Genomic DNA, 17,023 nt, shown 5'->3' with positions numbered 1-17,023 from the left:
GCAATGATGCAACGCGTGCCTTTTCTAGTTCTCGTAGCCGAGGTTGGGCGCCAGCCAGCGCTCGCTTACGGTCTGGTCCTGAGCCTTGCGTTTACTGTAGCTCTCGATCTGGTCGCGCTCGACTTTGCCCACGGCAAAATACTGAGCCTCGGGGTGGGCGAAGTACCAACCGCTGACCGCGGCCGCCGGGAACATCGCGTAGTGCTCGGTGAGGGTGACGCCGGAAGCGCCTTGCGGATCGAGCAGGCGGAAGAGGGTGCCTTTCTCGGTGTGGTCCGGGCAGGCCGGGTAGCCGGGAGCGGGGCGAATGCCCTTGTACTGCTCCTTGATCAGCGCCTCGTTGTTCAGTTGCTCGTCGGCGGCGTAGCCCCAATATTCCTTGCGCACACGCTCGTGCAGCCACTCGGCGCAGGCTTCTGCCAGGCGGTCAGCCAGTGCCTTGACCATGATCGCGCTGTAGTCGTCGCCCTTGGCTTCGTACTGCTTGGCCAGTTCTTCGGCACCGATGCCGGCGGTGGTGATGAAGCCGCCGACGTAGTCGGTGATGCCGCTTTCCTTGGGCGCGACGAAGTCGGACAGGCAGAAGTTTGGCTTGCTGTCAGGTTTGATGGTCTGCTGGCGTAGGTGGTGCAGTCGGGCGAGGGCCTTGCCGTGGTTGTCGTAGACCTCGATGTCATCGTGGTCCACCTGGTTGGCCGGCCAAAAGCCGAATACCGCGCGGGCCTTGATCTGCTTGCCCTCGATCAGCTGCTTGAGCATGGCCTGGGCGTCGTTGAACAGCGAGGTGGCCGCTTCGCCCACGACCTCATCGGTAAGGATGCGCGGGTACTTGCCGGCCAGGTCCCAGGAAATGAAGAAGGGTGTCCAGTCGATGTACTGGGCCAGTACGGCCAGGTCGATGTCTTCCAGTACCTGGGCGCCAGTGAAGCTCGGCTTGGCTGCGCGGTAGCTGTTCCAGTCGAACTGCGGCTTGTTGGCCAGGGCGTCGGCATAGGCCAGGCGCTCTGTACGGGAAGCTCGATTGGCTGTGCGTTCGCGGACTTCGGCGTACTCGATGCGGGTCTTCTCGACGAAGCCGGCCTTGAGTTCCTTCGACAGCAGCTGAGTGGCAACGCCCACGGCGCGGGAGGCGTCGGTCACGTAGACCACCGCATCGTTGCTGTACTGCGGGTCGATCTTCACGGCGGTGTGGGCCTTGGAGGTGGTGGCGCCGCCAATCATCAGCGGCAGCTTGAAGCCCTGGCGCTGCATTTCCTTGGCGACGTGGACCATCTCGTCCAGCGACGGGGTGATCAGGCCGGAGAGTCCAATGATGTCGCACTTCTCGGCGATGGCGGTCTGCAGGATCTTCTCCGCCGGCACCATCACGCCCAGGTCGACGATGTCGTAGCCGTTGCAGCCGAGCACCACACCGACGATGTTCTTGCCGATGTCATGCACGTCGCCTTTCACGGTAGCCATGAGGATCTTGCCCTTGGCTTCGGGCTTGTCGCCTTTTTCCGCTTCGATGAAGGGAATCAGGTGCGCCACGGCCTGCTTCATCACGCGCGCCGACTTGACCACCTGGGGCAGGAACATCTTGCCCGAGCCGAACAGGTCGCCGACCACGTTCATACCGCTCATCAGCGGGCCTTCGATGACTTCGATCGGGCGCGCGCATTGTTGGCGGCACTCTTCGGTGTCTTCGACGATGAAGGTGGTGATGCCCTTGACCAGCGCATGCTCCAGACGTTTGCCGACCGGGTAGCTGCGCCACTCTTCGTTCTCGGCCTCCTTCACCGCGCCGCCGCCCTTGAAGTTGTCGGCAATGGCGAGCAGGGCCTCGGTGGAGTCGGGGTTGCGGTTGAGCACCACGTCTTCGACCTTTTCACGCAGCTCGGCCGGGATCTCGTCATAGATCTCCAGCTGGCCGGCGTTGACGATGCCCATCGTCAGGCCGTTCCTGATCGCATGGTAGAGGAACACCGAGTGGATGGCTTCGCGCACCGGGTTGTTGCCGCGGAACGAGAACGACACGTTGGACACGCCGCCAGATGACAGCGCGTAGGGCAGATGGTCGCGGATGTAGGCGCAGGCTTCGATGAAGTCCACGGCGTAGTTGTTGTGCTCTTCGATACCGGTAGCTACGGCGAAGATGTTCGGGTCGAAGATGATGTCTTCAGGCGGGAAGCCCACTTCGTTGACCAGGATGTCGTAGCTGCGCTGGCAGATTTCCTTCTTGCGCGCGGCAGTGTCGGCCTGGCCGACCTCGTCGAAGGCCATGACCACCACGGCGGCACCGTAGCGCTTGCACAGGCGGGCGTGGTGCTTGAATTGCTCGACGCCTTCCTTCATGGAAATCGAGTTGACGATGCCCTTGCCCTGGATGCACTTCAGGCCAGCTTCGATCACTTCCCACTTGGAGGAGTCGATCATGATCGGCACGCGGGAGATGTCCGGCTCACCGGCGATGAGGTTGAGGAACTTCACCATCGCCGCCTTGGAGTCGAGCATGCCCTCGTCCATGTTGATGTCGATCACCTGGGCGCCGGCTTCCACCTGCTGCAGGGCGACTTCCAGGGCTTCTGTGTAGTTCTCTTCTCGGATCAGCCGGGCGAACTTGGCGCTGCCGGTAATGTTGGTGCGCTCGCCGACGTTGACGAACAACGAGCTGCGATCGATGGTGAACGGCTCCAGACCAGAGAGGCGACAGGCCCTGGGGATTTCCGGAATGACGCGTGGCGGGTACTTGGCCACGGCCTCTGCAATCGCCTTGATATGCGCCGGGGTGGTGCCGCAGCAGCCGCCGATGATGTTGAGGAAGCCGCTCTTGGCGAACTCTTCCACCACTTCGGCCATTTGCTCTGCGGTTTCGTCGTACTCACCGAAGGCGTTGGGCAGGCCGGCGTTGGGGTGGGCGGAAACGTGAGTGCCGGCCTTGGCTGCGAGCTCGGCCAGATAGGGGCGCAGGTCGGCGGCGCCAAGGGCGCAGTTGAGGCCGACGGAAATCGGCTTGGCGTGACTTACCGAGTTCCAGAAGGCTTCGGTGGTTTGTCCGGACAGCGTGCGGCCGGAGGCGTCGGTGATGGTGCCGGAAATCATGATCGGCAGTTCGAAGCCGACTTCCTCGAATACGCCCTGCACCGCGAAAATCGCTGCCTTGGCATTGAGGGTGTCGAAGATGGTTTCGATCAGGATCAGGTCGGCGCCACCCTCGATCAGGCCCTTGGTGGCCTCGGTGTAGTTCTCCACCAGTTCGTCGAAGGTGACGTTGCGGTAGCCGGGGTCGTTGACGTCCGGGGAGATCGAGCAGGTGCGGCTGGTCGGGCCGAGCACGCCGGCGACGAAGCGCGGGCGATCCGGGGTTTCCAGCGTCTTGGCGTCGGCGACCTTGCGAGCCAGTCGCGCACCTTCGACGTTCAGTTCGTATACCAGTGACTCCATGCCATAGTCGGCCTGGGACACCTGGGTGGCGTTGAAGGTGTTGGTTTCCAGGATATCGGCGCCGGCGTCCAGGTAGGCTTTCTCGATGGCACCGATCACGTCCGGGCGGCTCAGGATCAACAGGTCATTGTTGCCTTTGACGTCCTGCGGCCAGTCGGCGAAGCGCTCGCCGCGGTAGTCCTCTTCCTGCAGCTTGTAGCTCTGGATCATGGTGCCCATGCCGCCGTCGAGGATCAGGATGCGCTCTTTGAGCGCCTGTTGCAGGGCTTGCTGGCGGGCGATGCGGTCGGACATGGGAACTACCTGAGGGGTGGCGTGAACAAAGGCGAGGATGATAGCAAAACCTTAGTATTTTTTAGCTTGTTCGCCGTTTCCATGAATTTTGTTCATGTTGGTGTTGGGGCCGGTTCGCCGGCCTGTCCCGTAAGTCAGTAAAATCCGCCCATTTGCTCCTCATGGACCGAGTCATGTCGTTGCGTACCTGCGCCACCCTGTTTGTTCTGTTCATGCTGTGGATTCGCCCGACAGCGGCGGAGGAGTTGTCCTACAGTCGCGACGTCCAGCCGATCTTCACCCAGAAGTGTGTGGCCTGCCACGCCTGCTATGACTCGCCGTGCCAGCTCAACCTGGGCAGTGCCGAGGGCGCCGCGCGTGGGGGCAGCAAACTGCCGGTGTATGACGGCGGCCGTACCAGGGCCCAGGCGACCACTCGCTTGTACTTCGATGCCCAGGGAGCCGACGCCTGGCGGCGCAAGGGCTTCCATTCCGTGCTGGACGCCAATGGCGCCCAGGCTGCCCTGATGGCCCGGATGCTGGAGCTGGGTCGCAGCAATCCGCCCGAGGCCAATGCAAAGCTGCCCGCCGAGCTCGATATCGGCATCAATCGACAGAATCAGTGCCCCTTGCCCGGAGAGTTCGACGACTACGCCCGCAAGCACGCGCAAGCCGGTATGCCGTTCGCCGTCACCGGTCTCAGCGAGGCGGAGTACCAGACCTTGCAGCGCTGGTTGGCACAGGGTGCGAAGGTGGAGGAGCAGGCCGTGCAGCCCAGCGATACGGAGGTCCGCCAGGTAGCCGAGTGGGAAGCGCTATTGAATGCCCCAGGGGCGCGTGAAGTGCTGGTGGGGCGCTGGCTGTTCGAGCACCTGTTCCTTGCCCATCTCTATTTTGAAGGGAGTGAGTCTGGCCATTTCTTCCAGCTGGTACGCTCGCGTACCCCCAGCGGTCAGCCCATCGACCCCATTGCCACGCGTCGTCCCAATGACGAGCCGGGCAATACCTTCTATTACCGGCTTTGGCCTATCCAGGGCGTGATTGTCCATAAGACCCACATCACTTATCCGCTGAGCGCGAAGAAGCTGGCGCGGGTCAAGGAGCTCTTCTATTCCGGTGCCTGGGTGGCTGATCAGGTTCCTGGCTACGGAGCCCAGCGCCGCGCCAATCCTTTCGAAACTTTCCAGGCCATCCCGGCACAGGCCCGCTACCAATTCATGCTGGATAACGCCGAGTATTTCGTGCGTACCTTTATTCGTGGCCCGGTCTGCCGTGGCCAGATCGCCACCGACGTGATTCGCGACAACTTCTGGGCGTTGTTCCAGGCCCCGAGTCACGACTTGTACATCACCGATGCCAGCTACCGCGAACAGGCAACCCCATTGCTGGCGATGCCGGGGCAGTTCGATGACATCGGTGACCTGCCTAGTCTGTGGCGCGCCTACCGCAACAAGCGCAACCAGTACGAGGCGCTGCGCATGGAAGCCTACGCCGACGCGCCATTTCCGAGTTGGTCGCACATCTGGACCGGTAACTACAATGCACTGCTATCGATCTTCCGCCAGCACGACAGCGCTTCGGTGCGCAAAGGCCTGATCGGCGAGATCCCGCAGACCATCTGGTGGATGGACTACCCGCTGCTCGAGCGGACGTACTACCAGCTGGTGGTCAACTTTGACGTGTTCGGCAACGTTTCCCACCAGGCGCAGACGCGGCTGTACTTCGACCTGATCCGCAATGGTGCCGAGGTCAATTTCCTTCGCCTGATGCCGGCAGAGTCCCGCGCGGCGCTGCTCGGCGACTGGTATCAGAAGAGCGGCAAGGTGAAGATGTGGCTGGACTACCAGAGCATCGACAACGACACCCCCACAGCGCTGGCACTGCCTGAAAAAGACCCCAAGCGCGCGTTTGCCCAGGAATTGCTGATGCGCTACGCCGGCCTGAATGCCCGGCCCGACCCGATCAATCGCTGCCGTGATGGACGTTGCTACAGACCGGGCATAGCACCTGAACTGCAGGGTGCCGAGCAGGTTCTGAGCAGGCTGGTGAGCCGGCCAGCGGCTGGGCTCAAGGTCATCGACCAACTGCCGGAGGCGACCCTGCTCCGGGTGGAGTTGAATGACGGTAGTCGCGAGATCTACAGCCTCCTACGCAACCGCGCCCACAGCAATGTGGCTTTCATGCTCGGCGAGGAACTGCGCTACCAGCCGGGCCTGGACACCCTGACGTTGTATCCGGGCGTGCTATCCAGCTACCCGAACTTCATCTTCAGTCTCAAGGCGGAGGAAGCTGAAACCTTCGTCGCTGCCTTGGAACAGGCGAAGGATGGAGCAGCGTTCGACAAGGTGGTGGAGCGCTGGGGCATTCGTCGCACTCACCCACGGTTCTGGACCTATTTCCACGATCTGGCGGGCTATATCCGCGAAACCGAGCCCGTCGAGGCAGGTGAGCTGGATATGAATCGCTATCGGAATCTGTGAACCACTGGACGAGAATAATTCCTACTAATTTGGTAAGGCTTTAACCCCCGTTCCCCTTTGGCGTACACTGCGCCCATGTTTGCGAGGAGTTGCCATGAGCGCCATCACCATTACCCAAGCTGCCCAGGATTATCTGGCTGACCTGCTGGAGAAGCAGAACACCCCGGGCATCGGCATTCGTATCTTCATTACCCAGCCCGGCACCCAGTACGCCGAAACCTGCATCGCCTACTGCAAGCCGGGCGAGCAGAAGCCTGAGGACAACGCTGTTGCCCTGGCTGCTTTCACTGCCTGGATCGACGGCGTGAGCGAGCCGTTCCTGGATGATGCCGTGGTGGACTACGCCACTGACCGCATGGGCGGCCAACTGACCATCAAGGCGCCAAATGCCAAGGTCCCGATGGTCAACGAAGACAGCCCGCTCACCGAACGCATCAACTACTACCTGCAGACCGAAATCAATCCCGGTCTGGCTAGCCACGGCGGCCAGGTCAGTCTGGTGGATGTGGTCGAGGAAGGCATTGCGGTGCTGAAGTTCGGCGGCGGTTGCCAAGGCTGCGGCATGGTCGACATGACGCTCAAGGACGGCGTCGAGAAGACCCTGATGGAGCGCATCCCGGAGCTGAAGGGTGTACGCGACGTCACCGATCACAGCAATCGGGAAAACGCCTACTACTGAGGCGTACGCGCAATTAGAAAGGCGACCTTCGGGTCGCCTTTTTCGTATCCAGTTGCGAATGAGTCCGCTCTCACAACGAGCCTTGTGGGTTGCGGCTGGAATAAGCTCAGTCCGGGAAGTCCTGAGCACCGATGTTTGGGCTCGCTGCGTTTGGCGCCTGCGGAGTCCAGGCGCTGGCAATTCAGCCTGCCGCCAGTCTGCGCCGTAATGGCAGCAGCATCAGCAGGGCAACCACCAGCAGTGGCAGCATGCCCAGGTTCACGGCGTTCCAGCCGATACCGCTGATCAGTGCACCCGAGGTGAACGAGGCGCAAGCTGCCACCAAGCCATTGCCCAGCTCCATAAGGCCTTGGGCCTGGCCACGTTCGTTGGCGTTGTGGCCTTCGCCCAGAAGAGTGGTACCTGCCACCAGCATCAGGTTCCAGCCGATGCCCAGAAGAAATGAACTGGCCAGGAAATGACTCTGCTGCAGGCCTGTGAGGGCTATTGCGGCACTTCCCAGCAGGATCAGGCTGCCAAATACAGCGATTCGTCGACTGCCGAGACGGTCCACCAGCGGGCCGGCAATGAAGGCGGGCAGGAACATGCCTAGCATGTGCCAGCGGATCACCTCTGCGGCTGATTCCAGCGGTAGGCCGCAAAAATTCATCGCCAGGGGTGTGGCGTTCATTACCAGCATCATCAGGCCGTGGCCAACGGCGGTAGTGGCCAGCGCGGCGCGCACCAATGGCCGTGACAGCAGGACACGAGCCTGACTCCAGCCAGCACGGGGAGGACGTGGCGCTTCACCTTCGCGCAGGCGTGACATCAGCAGCAGGGCGATCAGCGCCAGCGCCGCAATGAGTAGGTAGGCGCCGACGAAAGGTGCGTCCAGGGCATCGCGCGACCATAGGGACAGGTTTGGGGCAAAAAGCGCGGCGCAGACACCGCCTCCGATCACATAGGAAGTCGCTCGGCCTTTCTGGGCATCGCCCACTGCCTCCAGGGCGGCGAAACGGTAATACATGGCCGATGCCTGGTAGCCGCCTATAGCCAGGGCGCCCAGGCAGAACAGGACGAAGTCCCATAGCCAAACGCCTACAGCGCTCAGCATCCCGCCCAGCACTCCGCAGCTTGCGCCCAGCATCAGACCTGAGCGCCGACCGTGGCGCTGCATGAAAAGTGACAGCGGTTGCACGGCCAGCAGATTGCCCAGGATCAGCAGCGTGAGAGGCAGCGTCGCCAGGGCATTTAACGGTGCCAGTTGCAGACCTGCCAGGGAGGTAAGCGTGATGCCGATCATCGAGCAGCTCCAGTAGAGCGCCTGGCCGGCGAAGAGCACTCGGAGGGTAGGGTTGTTCAGCAGCATGGTGCTTCCTTGAGAGGTCGTTTCAGCTCGGGCAACCGTCAGGCTTGAGGACGCGCTGGGCGGAGGCGGGGAATTTCGCCAGTTTCGCCATGGGACGTATTGGCCGTCGCACGAGTTCACCGCCGCAGTTGGGGCAGGTGCCATGCAGGCGCTGGTCGGAGCAGTCCTGGCAGAAGGTGCATTCGAACGAGCAAATGAGCGCCTGCTCGGAGTCGGGTGGCAAGTCCTTGTTGCAGCATTCGCAGTTGGGGCGCAGTTCGAGCATGACCGGCTCCTCAGTTGTGAGTGGGGCGTCCGAAGCGTTGCGCGTATTCCTGCGGACCAACGGACAGGTGCTTGTGAAAGGTGCGGCGCAGGTTTTCGGGGTGACCGAAGCCGGTCAGGCGCGCCACAGTGGCGATGGAGGCCTGGGAGTCCTGCAGCAGGGTGCGAGCCGCTTCCAGCCTGACCCGCTCCACATACTTGCCCGGGCCCACGCCCAATTCCTGGGCGAACGCGCGTGACAGGCTGCGCGGCGCCATTTTTGCCTGGGCGGCTAGTGCTTCCAGCGACAGGTCGGCGCCTAGGTTCGCCGGAATCCATGCCAGTAGCGCCGCCAGCTTTGGCGTGCGGCTGGGCTCCGGTGTGAGCAGCGCACTGAACTGCGTTTGACCGCCCTGGCGGCGCAGGAACAGGACCAGTCGCCGGGCGATCGCCAGTGCCATCGGACGACCAAGGTCGGCTTCGACCAACGCCAGTGCCAGATCGATGCCAGCGGTGACGCCAGCAGAGGTGAAAATGTGGGGGTCGCCATCCTGACCCGCGGGGTCGTAAGTGTGCAGCCGATCGCCCGTCACCTCGATGCCCTCGTGGCAGCTCAGGGCTTCCACGTCCGACCAGTGGGTGGTGGCCTGGCGGCCATCCAGCAATCCGGCTGCCGCAAGAATCAAGGCGCCCGAGCAGATGGAGCCGAAGCGTCGTACCTGTGGTTCCGTACTGCGCAACCAGTCCAGCAGTTCCTGGTCCCTGCATTGGATTTGCATGTCCATGCCACCTGGAACGAGCAAGGTGTCCAGGCTTGCCGGGTCGACCTCACGCCACGCCCGGTCGGCCATCAGGGCAAAGCCGGCCGAGGTCTTCACAGGTCCCGCTTCGGGTCCCAATAGGTGGATCCCGTAACTCGGCGGAAGGCCCTGGCGCGCGCGTTCGTCGTTGGCTGACGCGAATACCTGCAGAGGGCCGGTCACGTCCAGGCTCATGACATCAGCAAAGGCCAGGCAGGCGATGTGACGAATCGATTCCATGACGATCTCGGAGAAGGCGATGGCGTCAGTCTGCAGTCAAAGGTGGGTGGCAACAATGACAATAAGCCCACAGATCCCGCCAAATAAGTGCGAATGTAGGGCCTACTGAGTATTCAGTCGCTGCGGGGAATCGATTGGAAGGTAGGGGAGAGGGGAAAACTGTGGCCGGGCGAGCAGTAGGACCTGCTCGCCGCGCATTGGGCACTGGCGCTGAAGCGTTTACTCAGGCATCGACCAGGGTTCGAGGTCGTAGCCCTTGCGGCTCAGCTCCTCACGGGACTGCTTGAGGATGTTGGCCAGTTGCTCCGGGTCGGAATAGGTGCTGCTGGGAATCTTCGAGCGGCCGAGAAGACGGGTGTTGGTGCGGTCGATCACGCTGATGCTGAGTTCGCCGGTGCCGTCTTGCAGGGCCCAGGCAACGCACTGGAACGGTTTGAATGCACGGCCAGTAATGATCAGTGCTTCGTTGAAACGTAGCGGAGTGTTCATGGGAGGGGGTCTCTCCATATTGTGCCCAATGAAGGTGACAGCGCGGCTAAGGCCTTTGTTGCGCTGTCGTGAATGTGGATGGCGAGACCCGACCGATAAGTCACAGCACGTCGTGAAAAACTAAGTTTTTGTCGCTGAAATGAATGGGTAAGCCATTTTTGTATCGGCCGTTGTGCGTTTTTATCGTGGGATAGGGTATACAGGTCGCCTTCGGTATTGTCCCGAATCGGGTCCAGCCCCTCTCGCGATGTATCGCCCGGGCTGCTGCCAGTATGATCATCGGCCGTTCGAGGTTGCCTACAGCGAGTGTTGCCGTGCCCGTCCTGAACCGCCTGTTCCGTCCCATCCTTGTCGCCACCTGCATTGCCGTGTTGGCCGGCTGTGGCGCCCAGTCGCTGTCCCCCAAGCTGCGCTCGGGGCCGGAGCGAGTCGAGTTAAGCGGTGTCCCGTTCTTCGCCCAGAACGCCTACCAGAGCGCACCGGCTTCGTTGGCGGCCTTGCTGACCCAGCAGGGAGACGAGGTCACGCCAGGCATGATCGAAAAAGAGCTGCAGTTGCCGCAGAAGGAAGCCTCCCTGCGGGATGGGTTGGCGATGACGGCACGCCAGCATGGCCTTGTGGTCTATCCCCTGGGCAGCCGGATGGACGACTTGCTGGAACAAGTAGCTGCGGGGAATCCGGTGCTCGTGCACCTGCGCGAAGGCTTCGGCTGGATGCCCTCTTGGCGCTACGCGCTGCTGATCGGTTACGACCGTAAAAACCGGCAGGTTCTGCTGCGACATGGTCACGAGCGTCGCGCCGTGATGAGTTTCGGTGCATTCGAGGCGGGCTGGACGGAGGCGGGTAATTGGGCGGTGCTGGTGCAGGCGCCGAATCAGTTGCCGGCATCGGTGGAGCGGGCTCGTTGGCTGAAAGCGGCCGATGAGCTTGCGGCGGCGGGGCAGGTTAATGCAGCGAAAATGGCACGCTTGCAGATGCCTTGATCGGCAGTTACTGAAATGAAAAACGGCGCCCTTGGGCGCCGTTCGTGTTTGCAGGCGGATCAGACGCCCAGCTTGTCGCGCATGGTGTAGTACCAGGCACCCATCGCGGTGAAGGGCACGCGGAACACGCGACCACCCGGGAAGGGGTAATGCGGCAGGCTGGCAAAAGCGTCGAAGCGCTCGGCCTGGCCACGCAGGGTCTCGGCGATCACCTTGCCGGCGATGTGGGTGTAGGTCACGCCGTGGCCGCTGCAGCCTTGGGAGTAGTAGATGTTGTCGCCAATCCGACCGACTTGGGGCAGGCGCGACAAGGTCAGCAGGAAGTTGCCGGTCCAGGCGAAGTCGATCTTCACATTCTTCAGCTGCGGGAAGGTCTTCAGCATCTTCGGCCGGATGATGGCTTCGATGTTCGCCGGGTCGCGGGCGCCGTAGACCACGCCGCCGCCGTAGATCAGGCGCTTGTCGCCGGAGAGACGGTAGTAGTCCAGCAAGTAGTTGCAGTCCTCGACGCAGTAATCCTGGGGCAGCAGGGAATTGGCCATTTCATCCGAGAGCGGCTCGGTGGTGACCACCTGGGTGCCGCAAGGCATGGACTTGCTGGCCAGTTCGGGAACCAGGTTGCCCAGATAGGCGTTGCCGGCTACCACCACGAACTTGGCTTTCACGCGGCCTTTCGGGGTGTGCACCACCGGGTTGGCGCCACGCTCGATGCGGATTGCCGGGCTCTGCTCGTGAATCACGCCACCCAGGGATTCGATGGCTGCGGCTTCACCCAGTGCCAGGTTGAGCGGATGGATGTGACCGCCGCTCATGTCCAGCATGCCGCCAATATAGTTGTCGGTCGCCGCCACTTTGCGGATGCCCTTGGCATCCAGTAATTCAAGCTGGTTGTGGCCGAAGCGCTCCCAAAGTTTCTTCTGGGCTTCCAGGTGACCCATCTGCTTCTTGGTGAAGGCAGCGAATACACCGCCATCCTTCAGGTCGCACTGGATGTTGTACTTGCTGATGCGGTCGCGAATGATGCGGCCGCCTTCGAACGCCATGTCAGCCATCAGTTTGGCGTTCTTGGGGTTCGCGGTACGCTCGATCGAATCGATGTCGCGGCTGTAGCTGTTGACGATCTGGCCGCCGTTACGACCGGATGCGCCGAAGCCCACCTTGGCGGCTTCCAGGATGGTGACCTTGAAGCCGTTCTCCAAGAGGAAGAGGCCGGTGGAAAGTCCGGTATAGCCTGCGCCGATAATGCAAACGTCAGTTTCGATCTCGCCTTGCAGTTCCGGGCGAGCCGGTACCGGGTTGGCCGAGAACGCGTAATAGGACTGGGGGTAGGGAGTGTGCGTCATAATGGAATCTCTGTTTTTTATTTTTTACAGATGTGACGATGCTACCTGAGTTGAAACGGGTCGGCTAGCCTCTGTGCAAAATATTAAACGAGGCGATGAACAGTAAAAAATCCACTTTTTCAGAGAGTTAGCGAAAAAAGGTGTTGACAGGGAAAAGTTAGTCCGTAGAATGCGCACCCATCGAAGGCACATAGCTCAGTTGGTTAGAGCACCACCTTGACATGGTGGGGGTCGTTGGTTCGAGTCCAATTGTGCCTACCAAATTCGATAAAAAGGGTCACTCAGGTGACCCTTTTTTATTGGGCGCTTGTCGGGGCTTTGGCTTTCTGCAAGCATCCCGCTCTTTATTACCTCCAGTGACTCTGGTTCGGCTCTGGTTGGCTGCAAGGCTCCTGCCATCGTACGGCGGGCATACCACCGAATCGCGTACTGGCTCATCCCAACCCATGTGGCCTTTGGTAGAGGTCACCACTAGGAGAGGAGGCGCCATGCCCATCATCACTCTTCCTGACGGCAGTCAGCGTACTTTCGATAAACCCGTATCCGTGCTCGAGGTGGCTCAGTCCATCGGTGCGGGGCTGGCCAAGGCGACCCTGGCTGGCAAGGTGAATGGCAGGCTGGTAGACGCTTGCGACCTGATCGAAGACGATGCCTCGCTGCAGATTGTGACCCCCAAGGACGAAGAAGGGCTGGAGATCATCCGCCATTCGTGTGCGCACCTGGTCGGCCATGCCGTCAAGCAACTCTATCCGACCGCCAAGATGGTTATTGGGCCGGTCATTGAGGAAGGCTTCTATTACGACATCGCCTTTGAGCGCTCCTTCACGCCGGAAGACATGGCGGCCATCGAAAAGCGCATGGCTGAGCTGATCGAGAAGGACTACGACGTCATCAAGAAGATGACTCCGCGGGCCGAGGTCATTGAGCTGTTCAAGGCGCGTGGCGAGGAATACAAGCTGCGTCTGGTCGATGACATGCCGGACGAGAAGGCCATGGGTCTGTACTTCCATGAGGAGTACGTGGACATGTGCCGTGGCCCTCACGTGCCGAATACCCGTTTCCTTAAGGCGTTCAAGCTTACCAAGATTTCCGGTGCCTACTGGCGCGGCGACTCGAAGAACGAGCAGCTGCAGCGTGTGTATGGCACTGCTTGGGCGGACAAGAAGCAGCTGGCTGCCTATATCCAGCGCATCGAAGAGGCCGAAAAGCGTGACCATCGCCGTATCGGCAAGCAGTTGGACCTCTTCCACCTGCAGGAAGAAGCGCCGGGCATGGTTTTCTGGCACCCGAGCGGCTGGACCGTCTATCAGGTGCTCGAGCAGTACATGCGCAAGGTCCAGCGTGACCACGGCTATGTAGAAGTGCGCACTCCCCAGGTAGTCGATCGCATCCTTTGGGAGCGCTCGGGTCACTGGTCTAACTACGCCGAGAACATGTTCACCACTTCGTCGGAAAGCCGCGATTACGCCGTCAAGCCGATGAACTGCCCGTGCCACGTTCAGATCTTCAATCAGGGCCTGAAGTCTTACCGTGACCTGCCGCTGCGCCTGGCTGAGTTCGGTGCCTGCCACCGCAACGAGCCGTCCGGCGCCCTGCACGGCATCATGCGCGTGCGCGGCTTCACCCAGGACGACGCCCACATCTTCTGCACTGAAGATCAGGTAAAGAAAGAGGCGGCTGATTTCATCAAGCTGACCCTGCAGGTCTATTCCGACTTCGGTTTCAGCGATATCTCAATGAAACTGTCCACTCGTCCGGTTAAGCGGGTGGGTTCCGACGAGCTGTGGGATCGTGCCGAAGGAGCTCTGGCGGATGCGCTGAACGAGTCCGGCCTGTCCTGGGAATACCAGCCGGGAGAGGGTGCTTTCTACGGCCCGAAGATCGAATTCACCCTGAAAGACTGCCTCGGTCGTAACTGGCAGTGCGGCACCCTGCAGTACGATCCGAACCTGCCGGAGCGTCTGGATGCCAGCTATATCGCCGAAGATAACAACCGTAAGCGCCCGGTGATGCTGCATCGCGCGATACTTGGTTCCTTCGAGCGCTTCATCGGCATGCTGATTGAACACTACGCGGGCGCGTTCCCGGCATGGCTGGCGCCTACCCAGGCGGTGATCATGAATATCACCGACAAGCAGGCCGATTTCGCCGTCGAGGTCGAGAAAGCCCTCAACGAAAGCGGGTTCCGTGCCAAGTCCGACTTGAGAAACGAAAAAATCGGCTTTAAAATCCGCGAGCATACTTTGCTCAAGGTTCCCTATCTCTTGGTTATTGGAGACCGGGAGGTTGAGACTCGATCCGTTGCTGTGCGCACCCGCGAGGGTGTCGATTTGGGTTCCATGCCCTTCGAAAGCTTCTCTGAATTGCTCGCACAAGCGGTTTCCCGGCGTGGTCGCCAAGAATTGGAGTAATCACTATTAAGCGTGAAATGAGACAGGACAAGCGGACTCAACCGAAGGCCCCGATCAACGAGAATATCTCGGCTCGTGAGGTGCGGTTGATTGGTGCTGACGGCCAGCAGATTGGCGTCGTCTCGATTGATGAAGCGCTTCGCGCTGCTGAAGAAGCCAAGCTGGATCTGGTAGAAATTTCTGCCGATGCCGTGCCGCCTGTTTGCCGGATCATGGATTACGGCAAGCACCTCTTCGAGAAGAAGAAGCAGGCTGCCGCAGCGAAGAAGAACCAGCACCAGCAGCAGATTAAAGAAATCAAGTTTCGTCCAGGGACGGAAGAAGGGGATTACCAGGTAAAACTACGCAACCTGGTACGTTTCCTTAGTGATGGGGACAAGGCCAAGGTATCCCTGCGATTCCGCGGTCGTGAGATGGCCCACCAGGAGCTGGGTATGGAGCTATTGAAGCGGGTCGAAGCTGACCTCGCCGAATATGGCACCGTAGAACAGCATCCTAAGCTGGAAGGACGCCAGCTGATGATGGTCATCGCCCCCAAAAAGCGAAAATAACCCCCAGGGCACTGGCAGGCCTTGCGGTTATATGTATTGATTGAATGCGGAGTATCCGAACATGCCAAAAATGAAAACCAAGAGCGGTGCTGCGAAGCGCTTTAAGAAGACTGCTTCCGGCTTCAAGCACAAGCACGCTTTCAAGAGCCACATCCTGACCAAAATGACTACCAAGCGTAAGCGTCAGCTGCGCGGTTGCACCCTGGTGCACCCGTCTGACGTCCGCAAAGTAGAGCGCATGCTGCGCGTTCGTTAATCGGTCAAGATTCTAGAGGAAATTACTCATGGCTCGTGTTAAGCGTGGCGTCATCGCTCGTAAGCGTCACAAAAAGATTCTGAAACTCGCCAAAGGCTACTACGGTGCACGCAGCCGCGTGTTCCGCGTTGCCAAGCAGGCGGTAATCAAGGCTGGCCAATATGCCTACCGTGACCGCCGTCAGCGCAAGCGTCAGTTCCGCGCTCTGTGGATCGCTCGTATCAACGCTGGTGCTCGTCAGAACGGTCTGTCCTACAGCCGTCTGATCGCTGGCCTGAAAAAAGCGGCCATCGAGATCGACCGTAAGGTTCTGGCCGACCTGGCAGTGAACGAAAAAGCGGCGTTTGCTGCGATTGTCGAGAAAGCTAAGGCCGTTCTGGCTTAAGTCCCCGACAATCACCGGGCTTGCCCGGTGCTAAACGTCACCGATAGGGGAAGGGCCTTGCGCTCTTCCCCTATTTCGTATCTGGAGTCAGTAAATGGAAAATCTGGATGCGCTGGTCTCGCAAGCGCTTGAGGCCGTGCAGCAAACTGAAGACGTGGATGCCCTGGAGCAGATTCGCGTTCACTACCTTGGCAAGAAAGGCGAGCTGACCCAGGTGATGAAGACCCTGGGCGATTTGCCGGCCGAAGAGCGTCCCAAGGTCGGCGCCCTGATCAACGCTGCCAAGGAGCGCGTTCAGGATGCTTTGAACACCCGCAAAGAGTCGCTTGAGCAGGCTGCCCTGACCGCCAAGCTCGCGGCCGAACGAATTGATGTGACCCTGCCGGGGCGCGGTCAGGTTTCCGGCGGCCTGCACCCGGTAACCCGCACCCTCGAGCGTGTCGAGCAGTTCTTCACTCGGATAGGCTACGGCATTGCCGAAGGCCCCGAGGTCGAAGACGACTACCACAATTTCGAAGCGCTCAACATTCCTGGCCACCATCCGGCCCGGGCAATGCACGACACCTTCTATTTCAACGCGAACATGCTGCTGCGCACCCATACTTCTCCGGTACAGGTGCGCACCATGGAGTCGCAGCAGCCGCCGATCCGCATCGTCTGCCCTGGCCGCGTCTACCGCTGCGACTCAGATATCACCCACTCGCCGATGTTCCACCAGGTCGAAGGCCTGCTGGTCGACGAAGGCATCAGCTTCGCCGACCTCAAGGGCACCATCGAAGAATTCCTCCGTGTGTTCTTCGAGAAGGACCTTGGTGTACGTTTCCGTCCGTCTTTCTTCCCCTTTACCGAGCCGTCGGCTGAAGTCGACATGCAATGCGTGATGTGCTCTGGCAAAGGTTGCCGCGTATGCAAGCAGACCGGCTGGCTGGAAGTGATGGGCTGCGGCATGGTGCACCCGAACGTGCTGCGCATGTCCGGCATCGACCCTGAGAAATACCAGGGCTTCGCCTTCGGGATGGGCGTGGAGCGCTTGGCCATGCTGCGTTATGGCGTCAACGACTTGCGCCTGTTCTTCGACAACGACCTGCGCTTCCTCGCGCAATTCCGCTAGGTCGTATT

The 17,023-nt window shown here is 60.6% G+C and carries 14 protein-coding genes and 1 tRNA gene; 9 read left to right on the top strand and 6 right to left on the bottom strand.

Annotation, left to right across the window (positions count from 1 at the left end; all coding sequences use genetic code 11):
• Positions 1-24: 24 nt before the first annotated feature.
• Positions 25-3,717, bottom strand: coding sequence for a methionine synthase (gene metH / locus E8E75_RS14385; protein WP_153917147.1), 3,693 nt, complete (start codon positions 3,715-3,717; stop codon positions 25-27).
• A 173-nt stretch (positions 3,718-3,890) separates the two neighbouring features.
• Here metH and E8E75_RS14380 point away from each other — a divergent pair, with 173 nt between their 5' ends.
• On the top strand, positions 3,891-6,176 hold the full coding sequence (locus E8E75_RS14380; RefSeq protein WP_153917145.1) for a fatty acid cis/trans isomerase: 2,286 nt from the start codon (positions 3,891-3,893) through the stop codon (positions 6,174-6,176).
• 94 nt (positions 6,177-6,270) lie between these two features.
• On the top strand, positions 6,271-6,855 hold the full coding sequence (nfuA, locus tag E8E75_RS14375) for a Fe-S biogenesis protein NfuA (RefSeq protein WP_120650354.1): 585 nt from the start codon (positions 6,271-6,273) through the stop codon (positions 6,853-6,855).
• A gap of 181 nt (positions 6,856-7,036) precedes the next feature.
• Here nfuA and E8E75_RS14370 read toward each other — a convergent pair whose 3' ends face one another.
• The 4 genes from E8E75_RS14370 to E8E75_RS14355 form a co-directional block, all read right to left on the bottom strand.
• The gene (locus E8E75_RS14370) at positions 7,037-8,203 is read right to left on the bottom strand and encodes an MFS transporter (protein ID WP_153917143.1); all 1,167 of its coding nucleotides are present in this window, start codon (positions 8,201-8,203) and stop codon (positions 7,037-7,039) included.
• 22 nt (positions 8,204-8,225) lie between these two features.
• On the bottom strand, positions 8,226-8,468 hold the full coding sequence (locus E8E75_RS14365) for a DUF1272 domain-containing protein (protein WP_153917141.1): 243 nt from the start codon (positions 8,466-8,468) through the stop codon (positions 8,226-8,228).
• A gap of 10 nt (positions 8,469-8,478) precedes the next feature.
• Positions 8,479-9,486, bottom strand: coding sequence for a DJ-1/PfpI family protein (locus tag E8E75_RS14360; RefSeq protein WP_153917139.1), 1,008 nt, complete (start codon positions 9,484-9,486; stop codon positions 8,479-8,481).
• 219 nt (positions 9,487-9,705) lie between these two features.
• Positions 9,706-9,975: a hypothetical protein gene (locus E8E75_RS14355; protein WP_120650362.1), complete on the bottom strand. Its 270-nt coding sequence runs from the start codon at positions 9,973-9,975 to the stop codon at positions 9,706-9,708.
• Positions 9,976-10,289: 314 nt separating this feature from the next.
• Between E8E75_RS14355 and E8E75_RS14350 the strand changes: the two genes are divergently transcribed.
• The gene (locus E8E75_RS14350) at positions 10,290-10,958 is read left to right on the top strand and encodes a PA2778 family cysteine peptidase (RefSeq protein ID WP_280359274.1); all 669 of its coding nucleotides are present in this window, start codon (positions 10,290-10,292) and stop codon (positions 10,956-10,958) included.
• Positions 10,959-11,017: 59 nt separating this feature from the next.
• On the opposite strand, the gene E8E75_RS14345 is transcribed toward E8E75_RS14350, so the two are convergent.
• Entirely contained in the window at positions 11,018-12,301 is a 1,284-nt protein-coding gene (locus tag E8E75_RS14345; protein WP_120650367.1) for an FAD-binding oxidoreductase, read from the bottom strand.
• A gap of 184 nt (positions 12,302-12,485) precedes the next feature.
• Here E8E75_RS14345 and E8E75_RS14340 point away from each other — a divergent pair.
• The 6 genes from E8E75_RS14340 (at position 12,486) to pheS (ending at position 17,015) form a co-directional block, all read left to right on the top strand.
• Positions 12,486-12,562, top strand: a tRNA-Val gene (locus E8E75_RS14340).
• A gap of 227 nt (positions 12,563-12,789) precedes the next feature.
• Positions 12,790-14,712 carry a threonine--tRNA ligase gene (thrS, locus tag E8E75_RS14335; protein WP_120650369.1) on the top strand — a complete coding sequence of 641 codons (1,923 nt, stop codon included), beginning with the start codon at positions 12,790-12,792 and terminating at the stop codon, positions 14,710-14,712.
• On the top strand, positions 14,712-15,263 hold the full coding sequence (infC, locus tag E8E75_RS14330; RefSeq protein ID WP_174235599.1) for a translation initiation factor IF-3: 552 nt from the start codon (positions 14,712-14,714) through the stop codon (positions 15,261-15,263). Before thrS ends, infC begins: the two co-directional genes overlap by 1 nt.
• A 61-nt stretch (positions 15,264-15,324) precedes the next feature.
• Complete coding sequence (rpmI, locus tag E8E75_RS14325) at positions 15,325-15,519, top strand: 50S ribosomal protein L35 (RefSeq protein WP_016493509.1); 195 nt, start codon at positions 15,325-15,327, stop codon at positions 15,517-15,519.
• 28 nt (positions 15,520-15,547) lie between these two features.
• Positions 15,548-15,904 carry a 50S ribosomal protein L20 gene (gene rplT / locus E8E75_RS14320; protein WP_016493508.1) on the top strand — a complete coding sequence of 119 codons (357 nt, stop codon included), beginning with the start codon at positions 15,548-15,550 and terminating at the stop codon, positions 15,902-15,904.
• Positions 15,905-15,998: 94 nt separating this feature from the next.
• A complete protein-coding gene (gene pheS / locus E8E75_RS14315; RefSeq protein WP_153917135.1) occupies positions 15,999-17,015 on the top strand; it encodes a phenylalanine--tRNA ligase subunit alpha in 1,017 nt (338 codons plus the stop codon).
• The last annotated feature ends 8 nt before the right edge of the window (positions 17,016-17,023 follow it).

It is taken from the genome of Pseudomonas sp. BN606 (genome assembly GCF_029873115.1).
Lineage (GTDB): Bacteria > Pseudomonadota > Gammaproteobacteria > Pseudomonadales > Pseudomonadaceae > Metapseudomonas.
This window is presented reverse-complemented; position numbering and strand designations above follow the sequence as displayed.